This is a genomic window from Terrimonas ferruginea DSM 30193 (assembly GCF_000425585.1).
GTDB lineage: Bacteria > Bacteroidota > Bacteroidia > Chitinophagales > Chitinophagaceae > Terrimonas > Terrimonas ferruginea.
The window spans coordinates 263101-283907 of record NZ_AUDS01000010.1 but is presented as its reverse complement, the minus strand read 5'-3'; the positions used below and the strand labels follow the sequence as shown (position 1 = coordinate 283907).

Genomic DNA, 20807 nt, shown 5'->3' with positions numbered 1-20807 from the left:
ATGCTTTGTCGCTTTATTTCTTCCATGACAAACTTGTGACTTTTATCCTGTTGCACCCTCCTAACTTTGCGCATCTGTATGATTCCGCACACGCAGGAAAATATGATATCCACCCAGATCCTCGACCGCTTTTGCGTGGCCGGCATCAATTACCAGGCTGCCGGTACGGCTGTCCGTGGATCTTTTTCTGTCAGTCGTGAAGAATATGCCCGCATTGCCGAACAGGCGCAACAGTTGAATCTCCGCAGCGTTTTCGTTGTTTCTACCTGCAACCGCACCGAGATATATGGTTTTGCCGAGCACGTGATGTTGCTCGTTAACCTGCTTACGCAGGTGACACGCGGCAGCCGCGATCAGTTTTTACAATTCGCCTATCTCAAAAGCGGGCTGGATGCATTGAACCATCTCTATCATGTAGCAGCTGGACTGGACTCGCAAATTCTTGGCGATTATGAGATCCTGGGGCAGCTCAAACAATCCGTAGACATGGCGGCCTCTTTCGATATGATCGGGCCGATCATGAATCGCACCGTCAATTATGCCTACCAGGCTTCCAAAAAAATAAAGACCGCCACCGAACTCAGCAGTGGAACGGTTTCCGTTTCTTATGCAGCCATCGAATTGCTGCGCGAATTGCCCGCTGCGGATCGCCGCAACGTGCTGGTGATTGGCACAGGAAAATTCGGCGGAAACGTGGTCCGCAATCTCCGCGAATATCTTCCGGATGCACAGGTAAGCCTGAGCAACCGCACATTTGAAACGGCACAATTACTGGCAGAACGTACCGGTACTACCGCCGTTGCTTACGAACATATTTCCAATGCGGTAAAACAAGCCGATGTGGTGATCGTATGCACCAATGCCTCCGCACATACCGTTGTTCCTTCTTTTTTCGAAGGAAATAAAAAGCAACTGGTACTCGATCTGTCGGTGCCCGTTAATGTTGATCCTGCCGTGCGCAATATTGCGGATGTGAAAGTGATCGATGTGGATGAAATATCTGCCACCATCCTGGATAAAACTTTTGCCCGTCGCCAGGCAGAAGTGCCTAAAGCCGAAGAAATTATTCTTCATTATAAAACTGAATTCTGCAACTGGCTGCATGAATACCGCTATTCCCTTCATATCAAAAGCTGGAAAGACAAGCTGTATGAATTGAGCGAGATTCAACCGCAATACTGCGAAATGGCCCCGAAAGCAGAAGAACAAAAAGTTCAGAAAGCCGTTTCACGCCTGGCTGTTAACCTGCGCACCAACCAGGAAAAAGGTTGCCAGTTCATCAATGCGATCAACGATTATCTGCAAATGCGCTAAGCTGAAATGCCGGAAAAGATTTTACGTATAGGAACAAGGGAAAGCCAGCTTGCCCTCTGGCAGGCCAATAAAGTGAAAGACCTGCTTGAAAAAGCCGGTTATGCCCCCGAGCTCGTCCCCATCAAAAGCGAAGGCGATATCAACCTCACCACACCACTTTACGAAATGGGCGTACAGGGTATCTTCACGCGAAGCCTCGATATCGCTCTGCTCGAAAAACGCATCGACCTTGCCGTGCATTCGCAAAAAGATGTGCCTACCCGTTTGCCCGCAGGCATCGTGCAAACTGCCGTGCTCGAACGTGCCAGCTATAAGGATGTATTGGTACCGAAGCAAGACACGGATGCAATCCCTTTTCTCGAACAACTGAACAACGAAGACGAAGCTTTTACTTCGTTTCCTGCTGTGATTGCCACCAGTTCGATCCGCCGCCGTGCTCAATGGCTGCACCGTTATCCGCAGAGCACGATGGAAAATCTCCGGGGCAACGTCAACACACGTTTGAAAAAATTAGCAGAAAGCCAATGGCATGGAGCGATCTTCGCAGCGGCAGGATTGCAGCGTATCGGTGTTTTGCCGGACAATGCAATCGAACTCGATTGGATGCTGCCCGCTCCCGCGCAAGGCGCCATCGTTGTGGTATGCGGAGAAAATGATGCATTTACATACGAAGCCTGCCAATCTTTTCATCACCTGCATACGGCCTTGTGTACACAGGCTGAAAAAGATTTCTTGCGTACTCTGATGGGCGGATGTTCAACGCCGATCAGTGCATTGGCTCAGATAAACGATCAGCAACTTTTCTTCCAGGGAAGTATCCTCACGCCCGACGGAAAAGAAAAAGCTGTTATTGAAAAAACAGTCCCCCTGGAAGACGCTTCCACCATCGGGACAATCGCCGCAGAAGAACTGCTGGCCAATGGCGGCCGCGCCATTGCGGAAGCATCCGATTATGGAAAAAAATAAAATCCGGTTATTGTCAACCGCCCGTCTGCCCCGCGCTTTGGTCGATGATGCAGCCGCAGAAAACATCGACATCACCGTATTGCCTTTTATCGAAACAGAAGCAATCGGTTCCACGGAAATACAACAGGAAATTGACAACGCATTCCTGTTGAGCAGTATCGTGGTATTCACCAGTCAGAATGCCGTGAAGGTTGTTGCCGACACAAAAGAAGAACAGCAGCCCGACTGGCTGATTTATTGCGTTGGTGAAAAGACTACTGAACTGGCGGCATCTGTTTTCGGAGAAAATATGATCGCCGGCACGGCCAACAATGCAGCTTCTCTTGCAGAAATCATATTGGAAGAACAGGAACCCGATGAGATCATTTTTTTCTCCGGCACTTCACGCATGGACGATCTGCCGGAAATATTGGAAAAAAACGGCGTACTCGTGAATGAGATCAACGTATATCATACGGTAACTGTACCGCATCGCGTGCAAAATGATTTCGATGGACTTTTATTTTTCAGTCCGTCTGCTGTCGATGGTTTTTTCCGGCACAACAAGATCAACAGTGCACAAACTATTTTTTCAACCGGGCCTACCACAACGGCTTCCCTGGAGAAAAAAGGAAAATTCGAAATCATTACCTGCCGCAAAACCGGCAAGGCCGAGATGATCGGCGAAGTGATGAAATTTTATAATCGCTAATTTTTATAACACCGATATGTCCACACTACAGAACGACCTTTTATTAAAAACTTTGCGCGGAGAACAAACAAGCCGTCCTCCTGTATGGATGATGCGCCAGGCCGGACGTTACCTGCCCGAGTATATCCGGATCCGTGAAAAATACAGCTTCTTCGAACGTTGCCAGACACCTGAGCTGGCTTGCGAGATCACCCTGCAGCCGGTTGATATTGTGGGGGTGGACGCAGCCATTCTTTTCTCCGATATCCTGGTGGTTCCGCAGGCTATGGGACTCGAAGTGCAACTGATCGAACACAAAGGTCCGGTACTACCCGACCCCATTAAAAGCAATGCCGACTTTGCCCGTATACGTGTACCTGATGTAGACGAAACACTCGGTTATGTGTTTGATGCCATCCGCCTGATCAAAAAGGAACTGAATGGCCGCGTACCATTGATCGGTTTTGCCGGCGCCCCCTGGACATTGCTCTGTTACATGGTGCAGGGGAAAGGCAGCAAAACCTTCGACGAAGCAAAGGCATTTTGTTACACCCAGCCCGAAACCGCACATCAGTTGTTGCAGATGATCACCGACACCACCATCGCTTATTTGCGTCAGCAGATCCATGCAGGTGCCGATACAGTGCAGTTATTCGATAGCTGGGGTGGTTTGTTAAGCCCGGATGATTTTGCTGTATGGTCACTGCCTTATATCAGCCAGATCGTTGCGGCTGTAAAAGATGAAGCACCGGTGATCGTGTTTGCAAAAGGTGCCTGGCACAGTCTTGAAGCCATGGCCGCAACCGGGGCGCAGGGCCTGGGTATCGACTGGTGTATCAGCGCTTCAATGGCGCGTCAGTTTGCCGGCGATAAGGTAACGTTGCAGGGAAATTTTGATCCCGCAAAATTGTTTGCTCCCATTCCCGTGATCGAAGCCGAAACACGTAAGATGTTACGTGCCTTTGGTCCCGGCCGTTATATAGCTAACCTGGGGCATGGCATTTTACCACAGGTACCGGTGGATCATGCTAAGGCGTTTGTGAATACGGTGAAGGAGTTTGCGTGGTGAGTTATAAGTATAAGGTGAAAGGCCCGACACTTCGGGCCGAAGCTTCGGCCTAAGGCGTAAGGCTTAAGTAATAAGTTGTAAGTGTTAAGTTATAAGTTTTTGATGAAGCAGCCTTATTGACGATTCACGATTCACCATTGACGATTCATTCCTTTTTGACTTTTGAATTTTGAATTTTTACTTACTATGCGCGAACAATGGATCAACTTTATTCATGACCTGCAGGACCGCATCTGCGCGGTAATCGAGCAGGCAGATGGCCTCGCCAAATTCCAGGAAGATAACTGGACACGCGAAGCAGGTGGCGGCGGCCGTACCCGTGTGATCGCCAACGGTGCTTTGTTTGAAAAAGGCGGTGTGAACACGTCAGTTGTTTTTGGTCCGGTTACCGCAACCATGCGGCAGCAATTGAAAATCGACGGACATAGCTGGTTTGCCTGTGGACTCAGCCTCGTTATTCATCCGGAAAATCCATTTGTCCCTACTACACACGCCAACTGGCGCTACTTTGAATTATACAACGAAGCCGGCGACATCATTGACCGGTGGTTTGGTGGCGGCGCCGACCTCACCCCGTATTATCTTTTCGATGAAGACGCGAAACATTTTCACCAGACATTGAAGAACGCCATGGATCCATTCGGAGAAGAATGGTATCCGCTTTATAAAAAACAATGCGACGAATATTTCAACAACGCACATCGCGGTGTGGAAACGAGAGGCATCGGCGGGGTGTTTTATGATTACCTGCGTCCTGCTGAAAACCGCACTCTCGAAGACCTGTTCGCTTTTCAGCAGGCAAATGGCAATTCGTTTATCGAAGCGTATATACCCATCACGGAGAAACGCAAGTCAATGACATGGCAACCTCAACACAAATACTGGCAGGAGATACGTCGTGGACGCTATGTTGAATTCAACCTCATCCACGACCGCGGTACCATCTTCGGCTTAAAAACCAACGGTCGCACCGAAAGTATTTTAATGAGCCTGCCTCCTACTGTTCGCTTCGATTATAACTATCAGCCGCAACCAGGAAGCGAAGAAGCAAGGCTGCTCGCCGTATGCCAGTCACCGAAAGACTGGGTATAGCAGCCATTTGCGTTAATTTTGTACCGTAAACAACTGAACATGCATCTCCAAAGAAGAAACCGCATACTCCGCACAACCGGCGCTATCCGTGCCATGGTAGCGGAAACGACATTGAGTCCCGCCGATTTTATTGCCCCGTTGTTTGTAGACGAAGGGGAAGAAGTGGCGCACGAAATTCCTTCGATGCCGGGCTATTACCGCTATTCGCTCGACCGCACCGTGCGTGAGGTAAAAGAACTGCACGCACTCGGCATCCGCAGTGTATTGCTTTTTGTAAAAGCTGCCGACGAGGTTAAAGACAATACCGGTAAAGAAGCCTGGAATAAAGACGGCCTGATGCAACGCACCATCCGCGCCATCCGCGAAGCCGTTCCGGAGATGTATGTGATGACCGATGTAGCGCTAGATCCTTATTCGGAGTACGGCCATGACGGCATTGTAAAAGACGGAGAGATCATAAACGACGAAACCGTTGAAGCATTGGTAAAAATGAGTTTAAGTCATGCTGAAGCCGGTGCCCACATGGTAGCGCCCAGCGATATGATGGATGGCCGCATCGGTGCTATCCGCAAAGCACTGGAAGAAAACAATTTTACTAAAGTGGGCATCATGAGTTACAGTGCAAAATATGCTTCCTGTTTCTATGGTCCGTTCCGTGATGCACTGGACAGCGCGCCAGGTTTTGGCGATAAGAAAACTTACCAGATGGATTATGCCAACCGCCGCGAAGCCATCCGCGAAACACTGCTGGATGTAGAAGAAGGTGCCGACATCGTAATGGTAAAACCAGCCATGGCCTATCTCGATATCATTCGTGAAGTGAAGAATAGCGTAACAGTGCCGGTGAGTGCGTATCATGTAAGTGGTGAGTATGCCATGATCAAGGCAGCGGCGGAAAAAGGCTGGATTGATGAGAACAAAGCGATTCTTGAAAGCCTGACATCCATTAAAAGAGCCGGAGCGGATTTGATAGCGACGTATTTTGCGAAAGAGGCAGCGAAGCTGCTGCGTGAATCGTGAATCGTCAATCGTGGATAGGTTAGGACGAAAAATAACTATTGGCGCTGGTGATTCCCTCATTGCCTGGAATAAGAAGCAAATTATTTTGAGACTAAAAAAATGTTTCTTGTTCTCAACCATCAGGAGTTAGATATCCATCGTTACTCGCGTCAGTTTGTAACCGCGTGTTATTCGTTAGCAAAAAAACTGCCGCCCGAAGAAAAGTTTATTTTGTCATCACAGATAAGACGAGCAGCACTTTCAGTTCACTTAAATATTGCAGAAAGCGCTTCCAGAAAATCTTCTGCAGAAAGAAAAAGATTTTACGAAGTTGCCCGCGGATCACTCATAGAGGTTGACGCAGCACTAGACATTGCAAAAGATCTTAATTTAATTAACGACCCCGATCTTGAATCAATTGGGACACTTATTGTCAAATGTTTTTCGATGCTTAGTAAACTGATCAAATCACAGGAAAACAACCATTGACGATTAACGATTCACGATTGACGAACCTAAAAGCCAGAAGCATGAACACCCCAACCAGCAACACCCTGTTTCTTCGCGCTCAACAAAGCATCCCCGGCGGTGTCAACTCCCCCGTACGGGCCTTTAAAAGCGTGGGTGGCACGCCCATATTTATCAAACGCGCCGAAGGCGCTTACCTGTATGATGAAGACGGCAACCGCTACATCGACTACATCAACTCCTGGGGACCAATGATCCTCGGACATGCTTACCAACCAGTAGTGGAAGCTATCTGCCAGCGCGCCGCTTTTTCTACCTCCTATGGCGCGCCCACGGCCCTGGAAACAGAAATGGCCGAGCTCATTCTAAGCATGGTACCCAATGTCGATCTTATCCGCATGGTGAGCAGCGGCACCGAAGCCTGCATGAGCGCCATAAGACTCGCAAGAGGTTATACGGGAAAAAATAAATTCATCAAATTCGAAGGCTGCTACCATGGACATGCTGATTGCTTTCTCGTAAAAGCAGGCAGCGGACTCGCTACCTTCAATATACAAACCGTGCCAGGCGTAACCGCCGGCGTTGCCGCAGACACACTTACCTGCGCCTACAACGATCTGGACGCGGTGAACCAACTCGTTCAGCAAAACAAAGGCGAAATCGCCGCCATCATATTGGAACCTGTTGCCGGTAACATGGGCTGTATTCCTCCGGCTCCCGGCTTTGCCGAAGGACTGCGTAAAATATGCGACGAAGAAAATATCGTACTCATTTTTGATGAAGTAATGACAGGCTTCCGCCTCGCAGCCGGTGGCGCACAGGAACGCCTGGGAGTCAAAGCTGACCTGGTGACTTATGGAAAAGTGATTGGCGCAGGAATGCCTGTTGGCGCATTCGGCGGCAAACGCGAAATCATGGAACACATCGCCCCACTTGGCAGCGTTTACCAGGCAGGCACGCTCAGCGGCAACCCATTGGCTATGATCGCCGGCTATACGCTATTGAAAACACTCAAAGACAATCCGCAGATCTATCAGCAACTCGAAGACAAAACGGCCTACCTGCACAAAGGCCTCGATGAAGTATTGCAACGCTCAGGTATTCCTTATATCATCAACCGTACCGGCAGCATGATCAGCGTGCACTTCAGTGATAAGCCCGTCAATAATTTTGCAGATGCCGCGACGGCCAACAACGAACGCTTCAACCGGTATTTCCATCATATGCTGAATGCCGGTATTTACCTGCCACCTTCTGCTTACGAAACATGGTTTATCAGCAACGCATTAGAACAGGCTGATCTTGATCACACCATTAAGGCAACCGAAGAGTTCCTGGCTAAAGAGGCATAGAAGGCGGGGTTGCTTTGGCGGGCATACGTTTCTTTTTTCTCCGTCCCCACCAGATATAAAAGCCGGTGATGGGCAACGAAGCGGCAATAAGGCTCGCCGCAAACATCAATATTTTCCCCGGCAATCCCAATACTGCGCCTACATGAATGTCATAATTCATGCGCGCAATTTTATCCGCTACCGCCGCATCTTTAAACTTACCCGCATAGATGCCCGTTGCCGGCAGTTCTTTCAATGAATATTGATCATAGTGATAATAGTCGGTATTGTAATAGGTGCCCGGCCGGTGATTGACAGCGCCTTCCAGCGCGTCGGATGAAGTGGCCGGTAAATAAACAGCTACCGATTCATCCGGTTTCGCTATCGCACGCAACTGTTGCCAGATAATGTCTTCACCCTTTGCTCCGGCAGTTGCCGCCAGTGTAGTATCCGATACCGGATGCTCATGTGCAGGCATCGTTTTACCGGCCGAGCTCACAAAGTAAACCGTGCGGGCAAACCATTGAAAGCCCATCACCAGTCCGGAAATGGCCAGGAACACCGCTACCCACGACATATAAAAGCCCAATACATTGTGCAGGTCGTAGTTGCGTCGACGCCAGCGCACATTTAGTTTTATCGTGAACCGTTGTTTGCGCGCCGCTTTGTTGCGCGGCCACCAGAGAATGACGCCGGTGATCAGCATCACCAAAAAGATCAACGTGGCAGATGCCACGATCGGCTGCCCGATATGCGGCGGCAGCCACAGATAATAATGACCGATCATCACCACGCGGAAAAACTCCGTGTTCATGTTCCGCACTTTCAATATCTCCCCGGAATAGGGGTTCAATACAGCAACGCGGTAATCTTTTTCATCATAATAATAAGCAAATACGGATTTGCCGGCGCCACGGTATTCAATTGAACGCGGATCAGCATGCAAGGCTTTGGTGGCAATAGCGCGCAGTTGCGACGGAGGCAATAAAGGCTTCGCCTCTTCTTGGGTGAACTGTGTTTTATCCGTGAAATATTTTATCTCATGTTCGAACGCCAATATGCAGCCCGTAATACCCAGGAATACCACGATAAGCCCCGAGCTCAATCCCAGCCATAAGTGTACCTGACCGATTATTTTTTTGAACGACATAAATGCGGATTCGTATAATGCTGTATAATTAAATTGCCCCCGCGGCTTTCGCGGGAGCAACTGTTGTTCTTTATTTTTTCATTTTCAGAACCGGTACGACAAAGTGCCTACCACCTGGCGCAACTTCTGCGGATTCATCGTCGTATACCCGATCCAGTATTTTTGGTTGGTAAAATTATCCGCTCTTACACCGAGACGGAATTTTTCCCATTGATAATAAGCCGATGCATTCAACACGGTGTACGATGGCAGAATGAATACGCCCATGCTTTGACTGTTCATCACTTTGTTATCACTGGCATAGTTGGCACCCACACCAAATCCCAGTCCTTTCAGCGATCCGTCCGGGAAACGGTATCCCGCCCAGATATTCGCATTCACCGGCGACGATGCAGTGGTTGGACGACGGCCGTTTACATCCGCATCGGCTTTCTGCATTTTGGAATCATTATAGCTGAACCCTGTTACGATCGTCAACCCGCGAACCGGGTTGCCGGTTATTTCCACTTCCAGCCCTTTGCTGCGTTGTTCGCCATTTTGTATTTGCGCAAAACGTGAAGCCGCTTCCGGATCGGGATTGGTACGTAACATGTTTTTCACTACAATATAATAATAGGAAACAGTAGCAGACAATCTTCCGCCCAACATATCGAGTTTCACCCCGGCTTCTGTCTGGTTAGCCTGCTCGGGCTTTGCCATCAACTGTACAAGGCTGTCGGCATCCTGGGGATCGTAAGCGGTGTAAGCACCTTTGTTGTTGAAACTATTCTGATAGTTGGCAAAGATGGATACACGATCTGCCAGCGGCTGATATACGATGCCAAATTTAGGTGAAAGCGCAGCCTGGTTATAAGCGGGCACTGCGCCACCTTCGGAACCACCTTTGTTGTCAAAATAATCCAATCGTAATCCCGCGAGTACCTGCAGGTTCTTCGTCAGGCTCAGCACATCGAGTGCATAAGCACTGTAGGTATTGCTGACGTAACGGATAGGATAAACGAAATCAGGAGCATTATTTGCATACAGGTTGTTCAACGCATCACCGTTGAAAGCACTGTAGTCATAGTCTTTGTCGTTGACCGGCACTACATCAAACACGCTTCCGAAGAACTCCTGTTTTGAATTGAGGCGCAGGTAATCCAGGCCGGCCACGATACGGTTACGCATGTTGCCGATCATAAAATCGCCATTGAAATTTTGCTGCACGCCGAACAATCGGCTGCGGCTGTCGCGCGTCGACTGATCCGCTCTCGTGATGTAATTCGATTTACCGGCTTGTGCGGGATCACCCGTTGCCACATCATCCGGCACAAAATAAAAATAAGGTCCGAAACCATTGGAGTAGCTGTTGCTCAGCGTGAAGTTGGTGGAAGACGTAAAGCTTTTCGAGATTTTATAATTCACCTGCGCATAGTAGTTAGCACTGCGCGTATGCTGCGTCAAACCTTCGCCCATGTATGACTTTTTATAATCAACAGGCAACTGATCGGCACGGGTTGCGCCCAATGCGGCTGCAGGGAAATAAAAGAAATAGATTTGTTTACCGATGCTTTTGCCATAATACAATTCCGCATCCAGATTCACCGTGAGTTTATCATTGGGTTTGTATTGCAGCGATGGAGCAATCGCGCCGGCTTTTGCATAACCCTGATCCTGGAAACTATTTTCTGTCGACAACGCACCGTTCATGCGGAACAACCATTGTTTCTTTTGATCAATCGGCGTGTTAACATCGGCGCTGAAACGGTTGAAATCATATTGGCCCAATGAATAATTTACTTCGCCGCCAAGACGATCATAAGGTTTTTTAGTTACGCGGTTAATAAGACCGCCGTAAGAAGTGAGGGTGCTGCCAAAAAGCGTGGCAGACGGACCTTTAATCACTTCAATGCGTTCGAGGTTGGCCGCGTCGATGGTGCTGCTGACCACTCCTGCCAGGCCATTGCGGAGTTTGGCCTGCATGATAAAACCGCGGCTGCTGTAATAACTTCCGCCGTCGCCACTGCGGCCGGTACCTTCCCACATTTTCTGTACACCTGTGGCATTACGCATGGCATCGTCGGCCGTGAACAATTGTTGCTCGGTGATCAACTGGCGCGATATGGTGGTATACACCTGCGGGTTTTCTAAATTTTTAAGCGGTATGCGTGCTACCTGGTCGCTGCGTACCGGATTGATGCGGCCGGTCTGGCCCTTCACAATTACTTCCTGTAACTGTTCGCCTGACAAGCGCAGTGAAAGGGAAACGGTTGTTTCCTTACCAGCTTCGATGCTCAACTGCTGGTGAAGTGTTTCGTAACCAACGAACGAAATTTCCAGTTCGTGGTTGCCGGCATTCATGCGTGGAAAAACAAATTGTCCTGCATCATCGGTGATGATAGTCCGCGACGTACCACGCAAACGGACGGTAACGCCGGCTGCCAGTTCACCATCCGAGGTTAAAACAGTGCCTTTCAGGGAACCGAAACTGGTTTGCGAAAATGCAGGTTGACTTAAAAAAGAAAATACGAGTAGCACGGAAAATGCAAAAGAAAGTTTTCGGAATGTATGTACGGGACTCATCTGATGGAGATTGTTATAGGCGGGTGCGCCCCGGAAAACTTTTGCATCATACTAACTGCTTAATCTGCCAACAAAAGAAAACTCCGGGACCACCCATGTTTTTTTTAAACTTGTAAGAACCGGTTGCAAAATTACCGGTGGGCTGAAACGGCTCCACGCGCTATCGGGAAAATGGTTTACGCAAACCGGAAACACCTCAGGCGGCAGTGGCCACCTGTACCGGCCGGCTGACTTTCTTCTTATTCCCTTTTTTACCGCGTCCCCACCAGATGATGACGCCGGTAACGGGCAGCGATGCCGCGAAAAGACTGGCCAGGAAATAAATGATCTTACTGCCGATACCGAGCGATGGGATGTTGCCGGTATGCAACTGGTAATTGGCCTTCGCTACTTTATCATAAGGCGTATCAGCGCTATAAGGCGCCGCCTTCAGCAGTTGACCGCTGTATTTGTCATAGAAAAATGTGCTTTGCTTGCGCACTACAGTATAAGGATAACGGAACAACACGCGGATAGCCGCTTTGGGCTCGTCTGCGGCGTTAATGAGTACCACTTTTTCCGGCCTGGGATAGTTTGCAATCGCCTGGCTGTATGCCTGTTCGATGGTGTAGATTTTTCCGTCCAATGGTTGCGACTGGATCTTTGCTTCTTTCACCGCTGGTGTTGCCGTAGCCAGCCTTACGCCATCTTTCACCCAATCAAACATCCAGAACATACCGGTAAGTGATATCAACAACAAGACGGCCAATGCATAAAATCCGAGTACGGAATGCAGGTCCCAATTGAGGCGTTTTAAATTCTTCCGTTGAAATTTTATACGAGCGGCCTGTTTGAAAAATCTCCGCTGTTTGGGCCACCAGATGATCAGACCACTCACGCAAAGGATAAAAAATATCAGTACGTTCCATTTGATGATCTCGCTGCCGGTATCGCCCCACGCGAGATGACGATGCACATCGAGTATCCAGTAAAAAAAATCCGTTTTTGTACTCCTCACCCCGGCCACTTCGAGCGTGTAAGGATTCATGGAAATAACCTTGCTGTCTTTGGTAAAATATTGAATGGTAGCGCCGGCCGCTTCATCAAAGCGGATTTGTCTTACTGAAGCATCCGGGAAGGCTTTGTATAATGCGGCGGATACATTTTCCAGTGGCTGACGTGCGGTATGCCCGTCGGTAGAAACGTGGTAGTATTTTTTTTGAAAAATATCCCGCAGTTCTTCTTCAAAAACATAAATACATCCGGTGATCGATACTATAAAAACGACCAGGCCGGAGATCAGGCCCAGCCAGCGGTGTGCCCAGAGAACCCGGCCACGTTGTGCCTGCAGGAAACTTTTTTTCTTTGCCTTCTTTTCTGCCATGTTGAAGGTGCAAAAGTGCATCAGGCGCGGGTATCAGCGCTTACGCAAACCGGAAATACTGCCCGCCAGGAGCCAAAAAAAGCGCCCGGATGGGCGCTTTAACATTTTAAAGGCGATCTGTTTATTCCACTACCGTGATACCGTTTGCCAGAAAACGGATTTCTTTTTTCGGCTCAGTGATAGCGGCAATTTCTTCCGGAGATTTCTTCGCGTCTTCCGCATAGTGACGGAGTTCGGAAACAGAAGTCGTTTTTACGAAGGCCTTGCCATCCAGTACAACCGTTTTGCCCTTGAGCGCCAACGGTGTGAAGAAAGCATAATCTTTCATTTTTACGAATGCAGTGGTAGAATCATTGATTGCCAATGATACCCAGCAGCCTTTCTTGGGGCATACATCCAGTACTTTGGCTTTGATCTTGGTATCGATGGATTCTGTGTTGGCGAGTTTGGCAGGAATTTCTGCAATGGCGATCGCGCCCGCGGGGTTTACTTTTTCACCATAGCTGTCACCGGGTTTGGCATCACCAGCCGGAGGTTGTGCAATAGCAGCAGTGCTGAACAGGGCTGCGGCAAGAACGATTCTTTTCATGTAACAATGTTTAATTGGAGCACAAAGTTAACCATTCATAACAAACGGAAAGTCTGGAATTGGTAAAAAACAGGTATTAAGCTGATAAACAAACAACTAAGTCAAAATTCAAAAGTCAAAATTCAAAAATTGGCGGAATGCTCTTTGCGCCTCACGCAGCTTTGCGTGAACCGAAGCCGTTTTGCACGCAAAGGCGCAAAGTAATTAAGCGGCAAAAGTTTTTCAAGCTCTGATTAACAATTGCCAATTGACCCTTCACTCTTTTTGACTTTTGACTTTTGAATTTTGAATTACTTCGGCAGTACCGGCATCTTTACCCGGAGCGGCTCAGCCGTTATCGCGTGCAGGAAGGCGATCAGGTCGTCCCTTTCCTGCTTGTTCAGATCCAGCTTTTTGATGAGCACATCTGTGCGGGGAAATAAAGTATCGGCGGCCTGTTCCGGTTTGCGTTTGGGCTGTGGCATACCGGCATTATACATGTTGATCACTCCTTCTATGTTATCAAACAAACCGTTGTGCATCCAGGGGCGTGTGCGGATCACATCGCGCAGGGAAGGCGTTTTAAAACGGCCTACGTCTTCAGCGCGGCCGGTTACCTTGTAACGCCCGAGGTCTTCGTTCTCGCGCTGGTAATAAGTAAGCCCGATATTATGAAAACTATTGTCGGTAAATAAAGGACCGTTGTGGCAATTCATGCAACGCGCTTTTGTACGGAAGATGTGCAGACCGCGGAGTGCGGCATCCGACAGGGCTTGTTTATCACGCGAAAGAAAATCGTCGAAGTCGGCTTTGCGACTGACCACGGTTCGTTGAAAGGCGGCTAACGCTTCGGTGACTGTTTCCGGAGAAATTTCAGGACGGCCGAATGCTGAATCGAAAAAAGGTCTATAACCGGGAATCCTGCGCAGTTTGGCCATTACTTCGGGCATGTCGCTGTGCATTTCAATTTCGCTGTTGATGGGACTGAAAGCCTGGTCTTCGAGACTGTGACTGCGGCCATCCCAGAAGAGGCGCTCGTAATACCAAACATTCAGGATGCTGGGAGCATTGCGTTTGTTGGACTGCTGATCATGTCCGACCGATTTACCGCGACCATCTGTCCAGGAAAGATCGGGCACATGACAACTGGCGCAGGAAATCTGGTTGCTGCCACTGAGCCGCGGATCGAAGAATAACATTTTTCCCAAACCGATCAGGTGGCGCAGCGAATCCATGTAAGGTTTTAAAGGGCTGTCCAGTACCACGCCTAATTCTTTCCATACCACACCCGAATCGACCGACGGAGCTGGCCATTGATCAGGTGAAAGGGAATATAAAAAACGGAGCGTGTCTTCATAGGTGCCGGCAGGAATGACCAGTTTGGGTTTGGCCGGGGCACTATTTTTCACCGCTACCGTACAGGCGATAGCGGAGCAGACGATAAGACAAAGGACTGCCCATTTTTTCATGGGTGCAAAGCTAATAATGTTTAGGTTCTTAAACCAATAGATCAGAGATAGAGCAACATGGAAATGCCGTATTGCAAACGATTACCGCTGGGTTTGAAAAATGTTTCCCCGGGCAATGGCCCCTCCGCTCCGGCAGACAGCCTGCTCCAGTCAACCGTCACTTTCCAACCGGTTGACATACGGGGTAGCAATTTAGAGGTTTGGTATTGCAGGTTCAATCTTCCCTGCCAGTAGTTGCTGCCATAGTACAGGTAATCAGGAATAGCGATGCCTTTGGTGAAGTAACCTACCTGTGTCGGCGGCACTTGCAACGAAGCCTGCAACGACATATTGTAAGCAGCTTCAATGCCTGCTGCAAAACGACTGTGCTGTTGATCGTAATACACATTTGCATAAACAGCCGGGCGCAATATGGAATATTGCAGGTAATGACTTACCACCACATCTTCGCGCGTTACATCCGTCCAGTTGATACCCAAGCCGAATTCAGGTTTAAGTTTTCTTTTTCCTTCCAACCTGTACCAATACCCTACATCGACCGAACTTCTCACATATTGATAATTGGTGCCGTTAAATTCAGAACTCCAGTTCAATGTTTTTACACTGGTGCCGGTTAACCGCAGTTGCTGGCGGTTTGCCGCTGTTGCTTTCGTGATCAGCAGATCAGCTTCGGCCCGGTCGTTTTGTACAAGGCTGTATAGTTCAGACTTCTCACGTCCCCAGTCGTAAAAGGTATGTTCCTGTTCCGTGAAAAGATAGTTTGAACGGAACTGAATGGAAAGCCCTTTCCAATTACCGTCATAGTTAACGCCGACACCCGAGAAATAATCATAGTGGAATAATCCATGATCGGCAGTACGCGCGAAGTGTCCGTAGCCGAGACTAAGATTCAGGTTGCGATCGAGATAAGTAAGATTGCCGGCGTAGTTGCTGTTTTTATAAGCGGGCTTGGCATTTGCTTCGCGTCCGCGACCCCAAACGCCCTGCAGACCGACCAAATGCGTACCCAAACGCACACTCAGCTCGGGACGAAGCAGCAAACGATAGGTTTTCGAATCAGGTCGCGGATCGACGGAGCGTGTTGTCCAATGATAGAGATAATCTACGCCAGTCGACAGATACACTTTGTTCTTCATCAGTTCATAACTGATAATGGCATCTGCTTTGTAATTCTGCCGCTCGTATTCACCAGCTTTTGCGGCAAAGAAATAATAAGGCTGTCCTTCTTCTTCCAGGCCCTGAAGATTCCAGCCGAGACTGTCTTCGCGCACGCGGTCAAAACGAAACTTGCCGGCCAGACGAAAACGTCCGAGCTGTTCAAATCCTTCTGTATAAAAAGCAATCGTGTTGCCTTCCTGCGCCTGTTGCGAACGGCGGAACGATCCGGACTCTCTGTCCCACGACAATCTTGCTATCGCTGCTTTGCGAAACGGTGCGGCCTGCAACAGCGTAGCGTTGGATTGCGTAAAGATCAGTTGCCGGTTTTCCTGGCCGTAAAAGTAAAGGCTGTCAGCAACACGACCGGTTTGTGCCCCACTGAAGAGTGGAGCTAACAAACCGAGTGTGATTAATTTTTTATACATCTTCATTTATTCTCTCGCACTTATTCCGCAAAAGAAGCTTCGCTTTTGGAAGGATCTGCCTTTTGTTTGGTAAAGAAGTCGTTGCCGGAGTTGTTGGTATCGCGCAATACACGGCGCGTGCCGACAGTACGCGCCGTCTTACGCACGAGCGACTGGGAAGTGTATTGTCCGCCTGTAACATTTGCAGGACCCGCATCCAGTTTGTTTTGCAGACGCTTGGGCACGCGTTGTGTTTCCACTGTACGCTGAATTTCTACCGCATCTACTACCAGGCTGTCGGGTATCTGGTAAAAACGCTCGGTAGTTGCGGTAATATTTGCCGCAAGCACTGTAGGCTCGGGGAACATCGGGAATGTTTTGGGATCTTTAGTGGGCTTGAAGATGACGAACGCATCGCGGCCCAGGTTATCGAGCACCATATCATTGCCAGAGTTCAGGTAGATCACTTCCATGTTCGTTACTGCAGGATTATTCAAATCCCATTTGTAGGGAGAAAATTGTGCAGTAGGGTTATTTGCGGGAGGTACATACGTAGCACGTTTGTAATCTACCAGGTAAGTTTCGAAATCAGCATTGGCGAGGTTCACCGTCAAAGCCGGATTGGTAATGCCTTGCTGCAGTCCGTCATTCATCGTGTAAGGATTGGTATGATCCAATGCAGTCTGTGCAATGATGATGCTCTTGCCCGGCTCAACAGGATAACGTGTACCGGTACCGGGAATCATATACAATGAACGCAGGTATACATAATTCTGATTTGCATTGGATACGTTCATACCCACCGCCTGACTCCAGTCATATTGGTTATTGGACAAATAACCATGATTGGGATAGTTGGCAGTCGTATTGTTTACGCCATACACCTGACCAAAACAAAGGCTATCGGCATACAGGGTCTGGTTGGAATTATTATAAATCTCCACAAACTGATCGCGGAAAGCTGCACCTGTGGAAGTATTGGAACCTGCATAATATATCTGCTTGAATACCCAGTCACCCAGGCGGCCGGCAGAAAGCTGAATAGTGAGTTCATTAGTTGCCTGCACGATGGATTGAGCAGTCAGGTTACCATTGAATACTACATCTTCATCCACAGTGGTACCGCTCAGAGACGAATAGGTAGCGGCAGGAATGGTGATAGACGCGGTAATGGTATAAGTACCCGGAGCGATGCTGGCAAACGTTGCCACACCCTCTGCATTGGTCGTTACCTGGTTGGTGGTACCGCTGGTGGTGTTGGTGATTTTGATCTGTGCATTTTGCTTCGGCAGGTTGAGCGCTGATACGTCATCGCCATATTGCAGGCGAACGGTCAGGGCCACGGGCTTTGCGGAGCCTCCACCCAGGTCATTTTTGCGGCACGAAGAAATAGCCAGCATGGACACACATAAAAACAATAACAATTTCTGAATACGCATACTAATCGGTTTTAGATGTTCGGCAGTTAAAATCGAATACTCATTCCCGCTGAAATACTGATCGGCGCTGTCTGCCGGGTAAAGGTTGGCCCCGTGGTCAGTACTTTGTAATAACCATTGGCCACGTTCAATACATTAAATATGTTCAGCGAAAGACGAATTTGTTTTTTAATTTCTTTGGCAATACGCATGTTAAGACTGGCATAAGAGAAGGGCAAACGCGTAGGTTCTGTACGCGGCAGTACGGTCTCCACTCCGTTCTGAATGATCGTTATCATATCCGGGTCCAGCTTCAGGTAGCCATAATCAGGGTTGGATGCATCGAAGTTTTCAATCGGTACAAACTTCAGGTTTTTGTCGAGGTAACCGACCGGAAGATTGCTTCTGCCCAGCTCCTTTGTTGCGCGTTGCCACCAGATGTCGGCAGAGAGGCTCACCACAAATCCCAACGCCGGAATATGTGTATCAGTGCCGATGCGCGACATCAGGCTCCAGTTGGCTTTGTCTTGTTTGTTATATACCCCAAACCAGGCGGCGCCACCTGCATTTACATAAGTCTGATCCGCCTGCACCACCCGCAGATCGTTGGCGTTGTAATAAGAGCTTTCGGAATAAGAAGAGCTCAGGTTAAAGCTTGTCTGAATGCCCCTGATCTTCTTTGTGCTCAGCATGAGTTCCAATCCGCGCGTTGTGGATTCAAGACCGTTGGTGATCACATAATTGCTGGCACTCGCGTATACCGTAGAGTCACCCGTTGGGAAATAACGGATCGGCTGACCAGATATATATTCATAATCATAGTTCGGCAACAATAGCCCCTCGTAGCGTTGATAGCTGTTGAAACCATTGAGGCTTCTTTTCCAGTAACCAAAAACAGACGCAGTTATAAAGCCGTCATTGAAACGCAGACCAAACTCTGCCTGTCTTGTTTGCGAAGGTTTGAGATCGCTGTTATCCGGAATAATTTTTTGTGTATAAACGAGAAACAGGCTTGGCTGCCCCACGGTGCTGCTGTAAAGATTGAGCAACGGAATATCCAGCCAGGTTGGTGCAGGATAACGGTGCGCAAGCGTGGGTGATTTGGTACCGATACCGAAAGCACCATTTATTTCCCATTTTTTTGACAATGCATAACGCACGTTGATACGCGGCTGGAAGGAACCATAACCGTTTTGAATATCATAACGCATACCCAGACCGGCATTCAGAGAACGGCCCGCGATCTTTGCATGCATATTTTCCTGCAAGTAAATACCGTAGCTCCAGAGCGTGGGTGTTTGCGTATAATCATAAGGCCGTTCGTTCTGGTTGTTGATTGCAATCCAGCGCGGCCGATCAGGATTCACTACGATGCCTTCTCCATCATTAAAAGAAGAAGAAAAGTCGAGGCCGTAAGACAATGAATGGACAACCGCTTTGTGTTTGATCACACTGGCAAAGCTGAGCGAGCTGCTGAAACTTCCGGGTGCACCGATGATGCGCTCCTCCGCGAGATAGGCACCGGGAAGATAATAACCTTCGTATACGCCGGTGGTGTCTTTGTTGGCGATGCCTTTCGGCGGACCATTGAGCAGCCACTGATTGAAGGTATCCTGGTAACCCTTTGTATAACCGATGTTGAAGTTGATACTTCTTACAAATGATTTTGGCAGGGAAACGGACAACCTGTTGCGGACAGCCAAATCCCGGCTTTTGGAATAAGTTTTCAGTTGAGAATCATCATCCGGGTCAATCTTCACGTCGTCGAGGCGGGTATTGTAATCAACGGAAAAAGTGTTCTTGATCTTTTTAGAAAATTGTTTGGTCCACATCATACCGGTGTTGATGCGGTTGAATGATTTGATCTTATCGCGTGGATCTTTGTTACTGTTGAGATAGGAAACACTGAGATTCAATGCACCGAGTTTAGGCCCGAGGCTTAATCCTTTTGACAAAGAAAATTCGGAAGACGCACCGTTGACACGCGTATTAAACTGAAAAGGCGTACGGCCTGCCTGGCGGTTTACGATGATGGCACCTTCGGACAATTCGCCATATTGGGCAGAAGCAACACCCGTCACCACTTCCACACTTTCGATATTGTCTACCGGAATTTCCCGCAGGTCGATACCACCGAAAGGAACATCAAAGCTTCCATCGGAACGGCTGCCGAGAATGGAACCCGACATGCCGCGGATAGACAGACTCCTGTTTTGCATATTGGCATCGTTGGACAAACGGAAGCCATCCAGATAAATAGAGCTGCCCAGTGAATTGCTCAGGGCATAGTTGCCGTCTACTTCGGTGCGAAGCGTGAGCGTTTGTGGATTTTGCAATTGAGGGGCCACCGCTGCTTTACCCGGAATATTATTCAATACATCTGCGAGACTGAAAGCCTGCAATTGGTCGAGTGTTTCTTTATCAAAAAGAAGGGAGGAGTTGGAAACATTGCCTTTTCTTACGGCAGTAACCTGTACCTGTCCGAGTGTAAGGCTATTATCTTCCATCACCACGATCACGGGGATCAGGCGGCTTTGTGTGCTGACGGTGCGGGTTGCTTTTTGTTTACCTATATAAGTAAATTCAAGAACCACCTCGCTGGTATCGCCGGGTAAAACCGGAATAACAAAACTGCCATCGGCGCGGGAAGTGAAGCTGAGTTCGGTGGTCTGCTGACGGATGGTGACCATGGAAAGCGGTTTGCCGGCCACATCGATCACTTTTCCCTTTATATCATTATTGGTATCCTGCGCTGAGAGTTGTACTCCGCTATATAACACAATGACACTTAGGAAAAAAATCCGGA

Annotated in this window: 16 protein-coding genes; 8 read left to right on the top strand and 8 right to left on the bottom strand. The window is 48.7% G+C overall.

The window, feature by feature from the left end; translation table 11 throughout:
* The first annotated feature begins 78 nt into the window (after positions 1 to 78).
* The 8 genes from hemA to hemL all read left to right on the top strand — a co-directional run bounded on the left by hemA (position 79) and on the right by hemL (position 7930).
* Positions 79 to 1314, top strand: coding sequence for a glutamyl-tRNA reductase (gene hemA, locus H608_RS0104230; protein ID WP_051268023.1), 1236 nt, complete (start codon positions 79 to 81; stop codon positions 1312 to 1314).
* A 6-nt stretch (positions 1315 to 1320) separates the two neighbouring features.
* Positions 1321 to 2280: a hydroxymethylbilane synthase gene (gene hemC, locus H608_RS0104225; RefSeq protein WP_028786591.1), complete on the top strand. Its 960-nt coding sequence runs from the start codon at positions 1321 to 1323 to the stop codon at positions 2278 to 2280.
* Positions 2267 to 2971: a uroporphyrinogen-III synthase gene (locus H608_RS21190; protein ID WP_051268022.1), complete on the top strand. Its 705-nt coding sequence runs from the start codon at positions 2267 to 2269 to the stop codon at positions 2969 to 2971. Before hemC ends, H608_RS21190 begins: the two co-directional genes overlap by 14 nt.
* A 16-nt stretch (positions 2972 to 2987) precedes the next feature.
* Positions 2988 to 4019, top strand: a complete 1032-nt coding sequence (gene hemE / locus H608_RS0104215) for a uroporphyrinogen decarboxylase (protein WP_028786590.1) — start codon at positions 2988 to 2990, stop codon at positions 4017 to 4019.
* Positions 4020 to 4205: 186 nt separating this feature from the next.
* On the top strand, positions 4206 to 5111 hold the full coding sequence (gene hemF / locus H608_RS0104210) for an oxygen-dependent coproporphyrinogen oxidase (protein ID WP_028786589.1): 906 nt from the start codon (positions 4206 to 4208) through the stop codon (positions 5109 to 5111).
* A 39-nt stretch (positions 5112 to 5150) separates the two neighbouring features.
* On the top strand, positions 5151 to 6131 hold the full coding sequence (gene hemB / locus H608_RS0104205; protein ID WP_028786588.1) for a porphobilinogen synthase: 981 nt from the start codon (positions 5151 to 5153) through the stop codon (positions 6129 to 6131).
* A gap of 99 nt (positions 6132 to 6230) precedes the next feature.
* Positions 6231 to 6599, top strand: a complete 369-nt coding sequence (locus tag H608_RS0104200; protein ID WP_028786587.1) for a four helix bundle protein — start codon at positions 6231 to 6233, stop codon at positions 6597 to 6599.
* Positions 6600 to 6640: 41 nt separating this feature from the next.
* Positions 6641 to 7930 (top strand): glutamate-1-semialdehyde 2,1-aminomutase, encoded by a 1290-nt coding sequence (hemL, locus tag H608_RS0104195; protein ID WP_028786586.1) that lies wholly within the window; start codon positions 6641 to 6643, stop codon positions 7928 to 7930.
* Here hemL and H608_RS0104190 read toward each other — a convergent pair.
* The 8 genes from H608_RS0104190 to H608_RS0104155 form a co-directional block, all read right to left on the bottom strand.
* Positions 7917 to 9059 carry a PepSY-associated TM helix domain-containing protein gene (locus tag H608_RS0104190; RefSeq protein ID WP_028786585.1) on the bottom strand — a complete coding sequence of 381 codons (1143 nt, stop codon included), beginning with the start codon at positions 9057 to 9059 and terminating at the stop codon, positions 7917 to 7919. The two genes, hemL and H608_RS0104190, sit on opposite strands and share 14 nt — an antisense overlap.
* Before the next feature lie 84 nt (positions 9060 to 9143).
* Positions 9144 to 11621: a TonB-dependent receptor gene (locus H608_RS0104185; protein ID WP_051268021.1), complete on the bottom strand. Its 2478-nt coding sequence runs from the start codon at positions 11619 to 11621 to the stop codon at positions 9144 to 9146.
* A gap of 196 nt (positions 11622 to 11817) precedes the next feature.
* Positions 11818 to 12984, bottom strand: coding sequence for a PepSY-associated TM helix domain-containing protein (locus tag H608_RS0104180; protein ID WP_051268020.1), 1167 nt, complete (start codon positions 12982 to 12984; stop codon positions 11818 to 11820).
* Between the two features lie 121 nt (positions 12985 to 13105).
* Positions 13106 to 13573: a DUF4920 domain-containing protein gene (locus tag H608_RS0104175; protein ID WP_028786582.1), complete on the bottom strand. Its 468-nt coding sequence runs from the start codon at positions 13571 to 13573 to the stop codon at positions 13106 to 13108.
* A gap of 290 nt (positions 13574 to 13863) precedes the next feature.
* On the bottom strand, positions 13864 to 15021 hold the full coding sequence (locus H608_RS0104170; protein WP_028786581.1) for a cytochrome-c peroxidase: 1158 nt from the start codon (positions 15019 to 15021) through the stop codon (positions 13864 to 13866).
* Between the two features lie 41 nt (positions 15022 to 15062).
* Complete coding sequence (locus H608_RS0104165) at positions 15063 to 16604, bottom strand: DUF6850 family outer membrane beta-barrel protein (protein ID WP_155990041.1); 1542 nt, start codon at positions 16602 to 16604, stop codon at positions 15063 to 15065.
* A gap of 20 nt (positions 16605 to 16624) precedes the next feature.
* Positions 16625 to 18022: a DUF4876 domain-containing protein gene (locus H608_RS21185; protein WP_051268019.1), complete on the bottom strand. Its 1398-nt coding sequence runs from the start codon at positions 18020 to 18022 to the stop codon at positions 16625 to 16627.
* 26 nt (positions 18023 to 18048) lie between these two features.
* On the bottom strand, positions 18049 to 20781 hold the full coding sequence (locus tag H608_RS0104155) for a TonB-dependent receptor (RefSeq protein WP_162142839.1): 2733 nt from the start codon (positions 20779 to 20781) through the stop codon (positions 18049 to 18051).
* Positions 20782 to 20807 lie beyond the last annotated feature (26 nt).

Coding starts and splice junctions, on each gene's coding strand:
- hemA (WP_051268023.1), top strand. CDS start 79: ATGATTCCGCACACGCAGGAAAATATGATATCCACCCAGATCCTCGAC.
- hemC (WP_028786591.1), top strand. CDS start 1,321: ATGCCGGAAAAGATTTTACGTATAGGAACAAGGGAAAGCCAGCTTGCC.
- H608_RS21190 (WP_051268022.1), top strand. CDS start 2,267: ATGGAAAAAAATAAAATCCGGTTATTGTCAACCGCCCGTCTGCCCCGC.
- hemE (WP_028786590.1), top strand. CDS start 2,988: ATGTCCACACTACAGAACGACCTTTTATTAAAAACTTTGCGCGGAGAA.
- hemF (WP_028786589.1), top strand. CDS start 4,206: ATGCGCGAACAATGGATCAACTTTATTCATGACCTGCAGGACCGCATC.
- hemB (WP_028786588.1), top strand. CDS start 5,151: ATGCATCTCCAAAGAAGAAACCGCATACTCCGCACAACCGGCGCTATC.
- H608_RS0104200 (WP_028786587.1), top strand. CDS start 6,231: ATGTTTCTTGTTCTCAACCATCAGGAGTTAGATATCCATCGTTACTCG.
- hemL (WP_028786586.1), top strand. CDS start 6,641: ATGAACACCCCAACCAGCAACACCCTGTTTCTTCGCGCTCAACAAAGC.
- H608_RS0104190 (WP_028786585.1), bottom strand. CDS start 9,059: ATGTCGTTCAAAAAAATAATCGGTCAGGTACACTTATGGCTGGGATTG.
- H608_RS0104185 (WP_051268021.1), bottom strand. CDS start 11,621: ATGAGTCCCGTACATACATTCCGAAAACTTTCTTTTGCATTTTCCGTG.
- H608_RS0104180 (WP_051268020.1), bottom strand. CDS start 12,984: ATGGCAGAAAAGAAGGCAAAGAAAAAAAGTTTCCTGCAGGCACAACGT.
- H608_RS0104175 (WP_028786582.1), bottom strand. CDS start 13,573: ATGAAAAGAATCGTTCTTGCCGCAGCCCTGTTCAGCACTGCTGCTATT.
- H608_RS0104170 (WP_028786581.1), bottom strand. CDS start 15,021: ATGAAAAAATGGGCAGTCCTTTGTCTTATCGTCTGCTCCGCTATCGCC.
- H608_RS0104165 (WP_155990041.1), bottom strand. CDS start 16,604: ATGTATAAAAAATTAATCACACTCGGTTTGTTAGCTCCACTCTTCAGT.
- H608_RS21185 (WP_051268019.1), bottom strand. CDS start 18,022: ATGCGTATTCAGAAATTGTTATTGTTTTTATGTGTGTCCATGCTGGCT.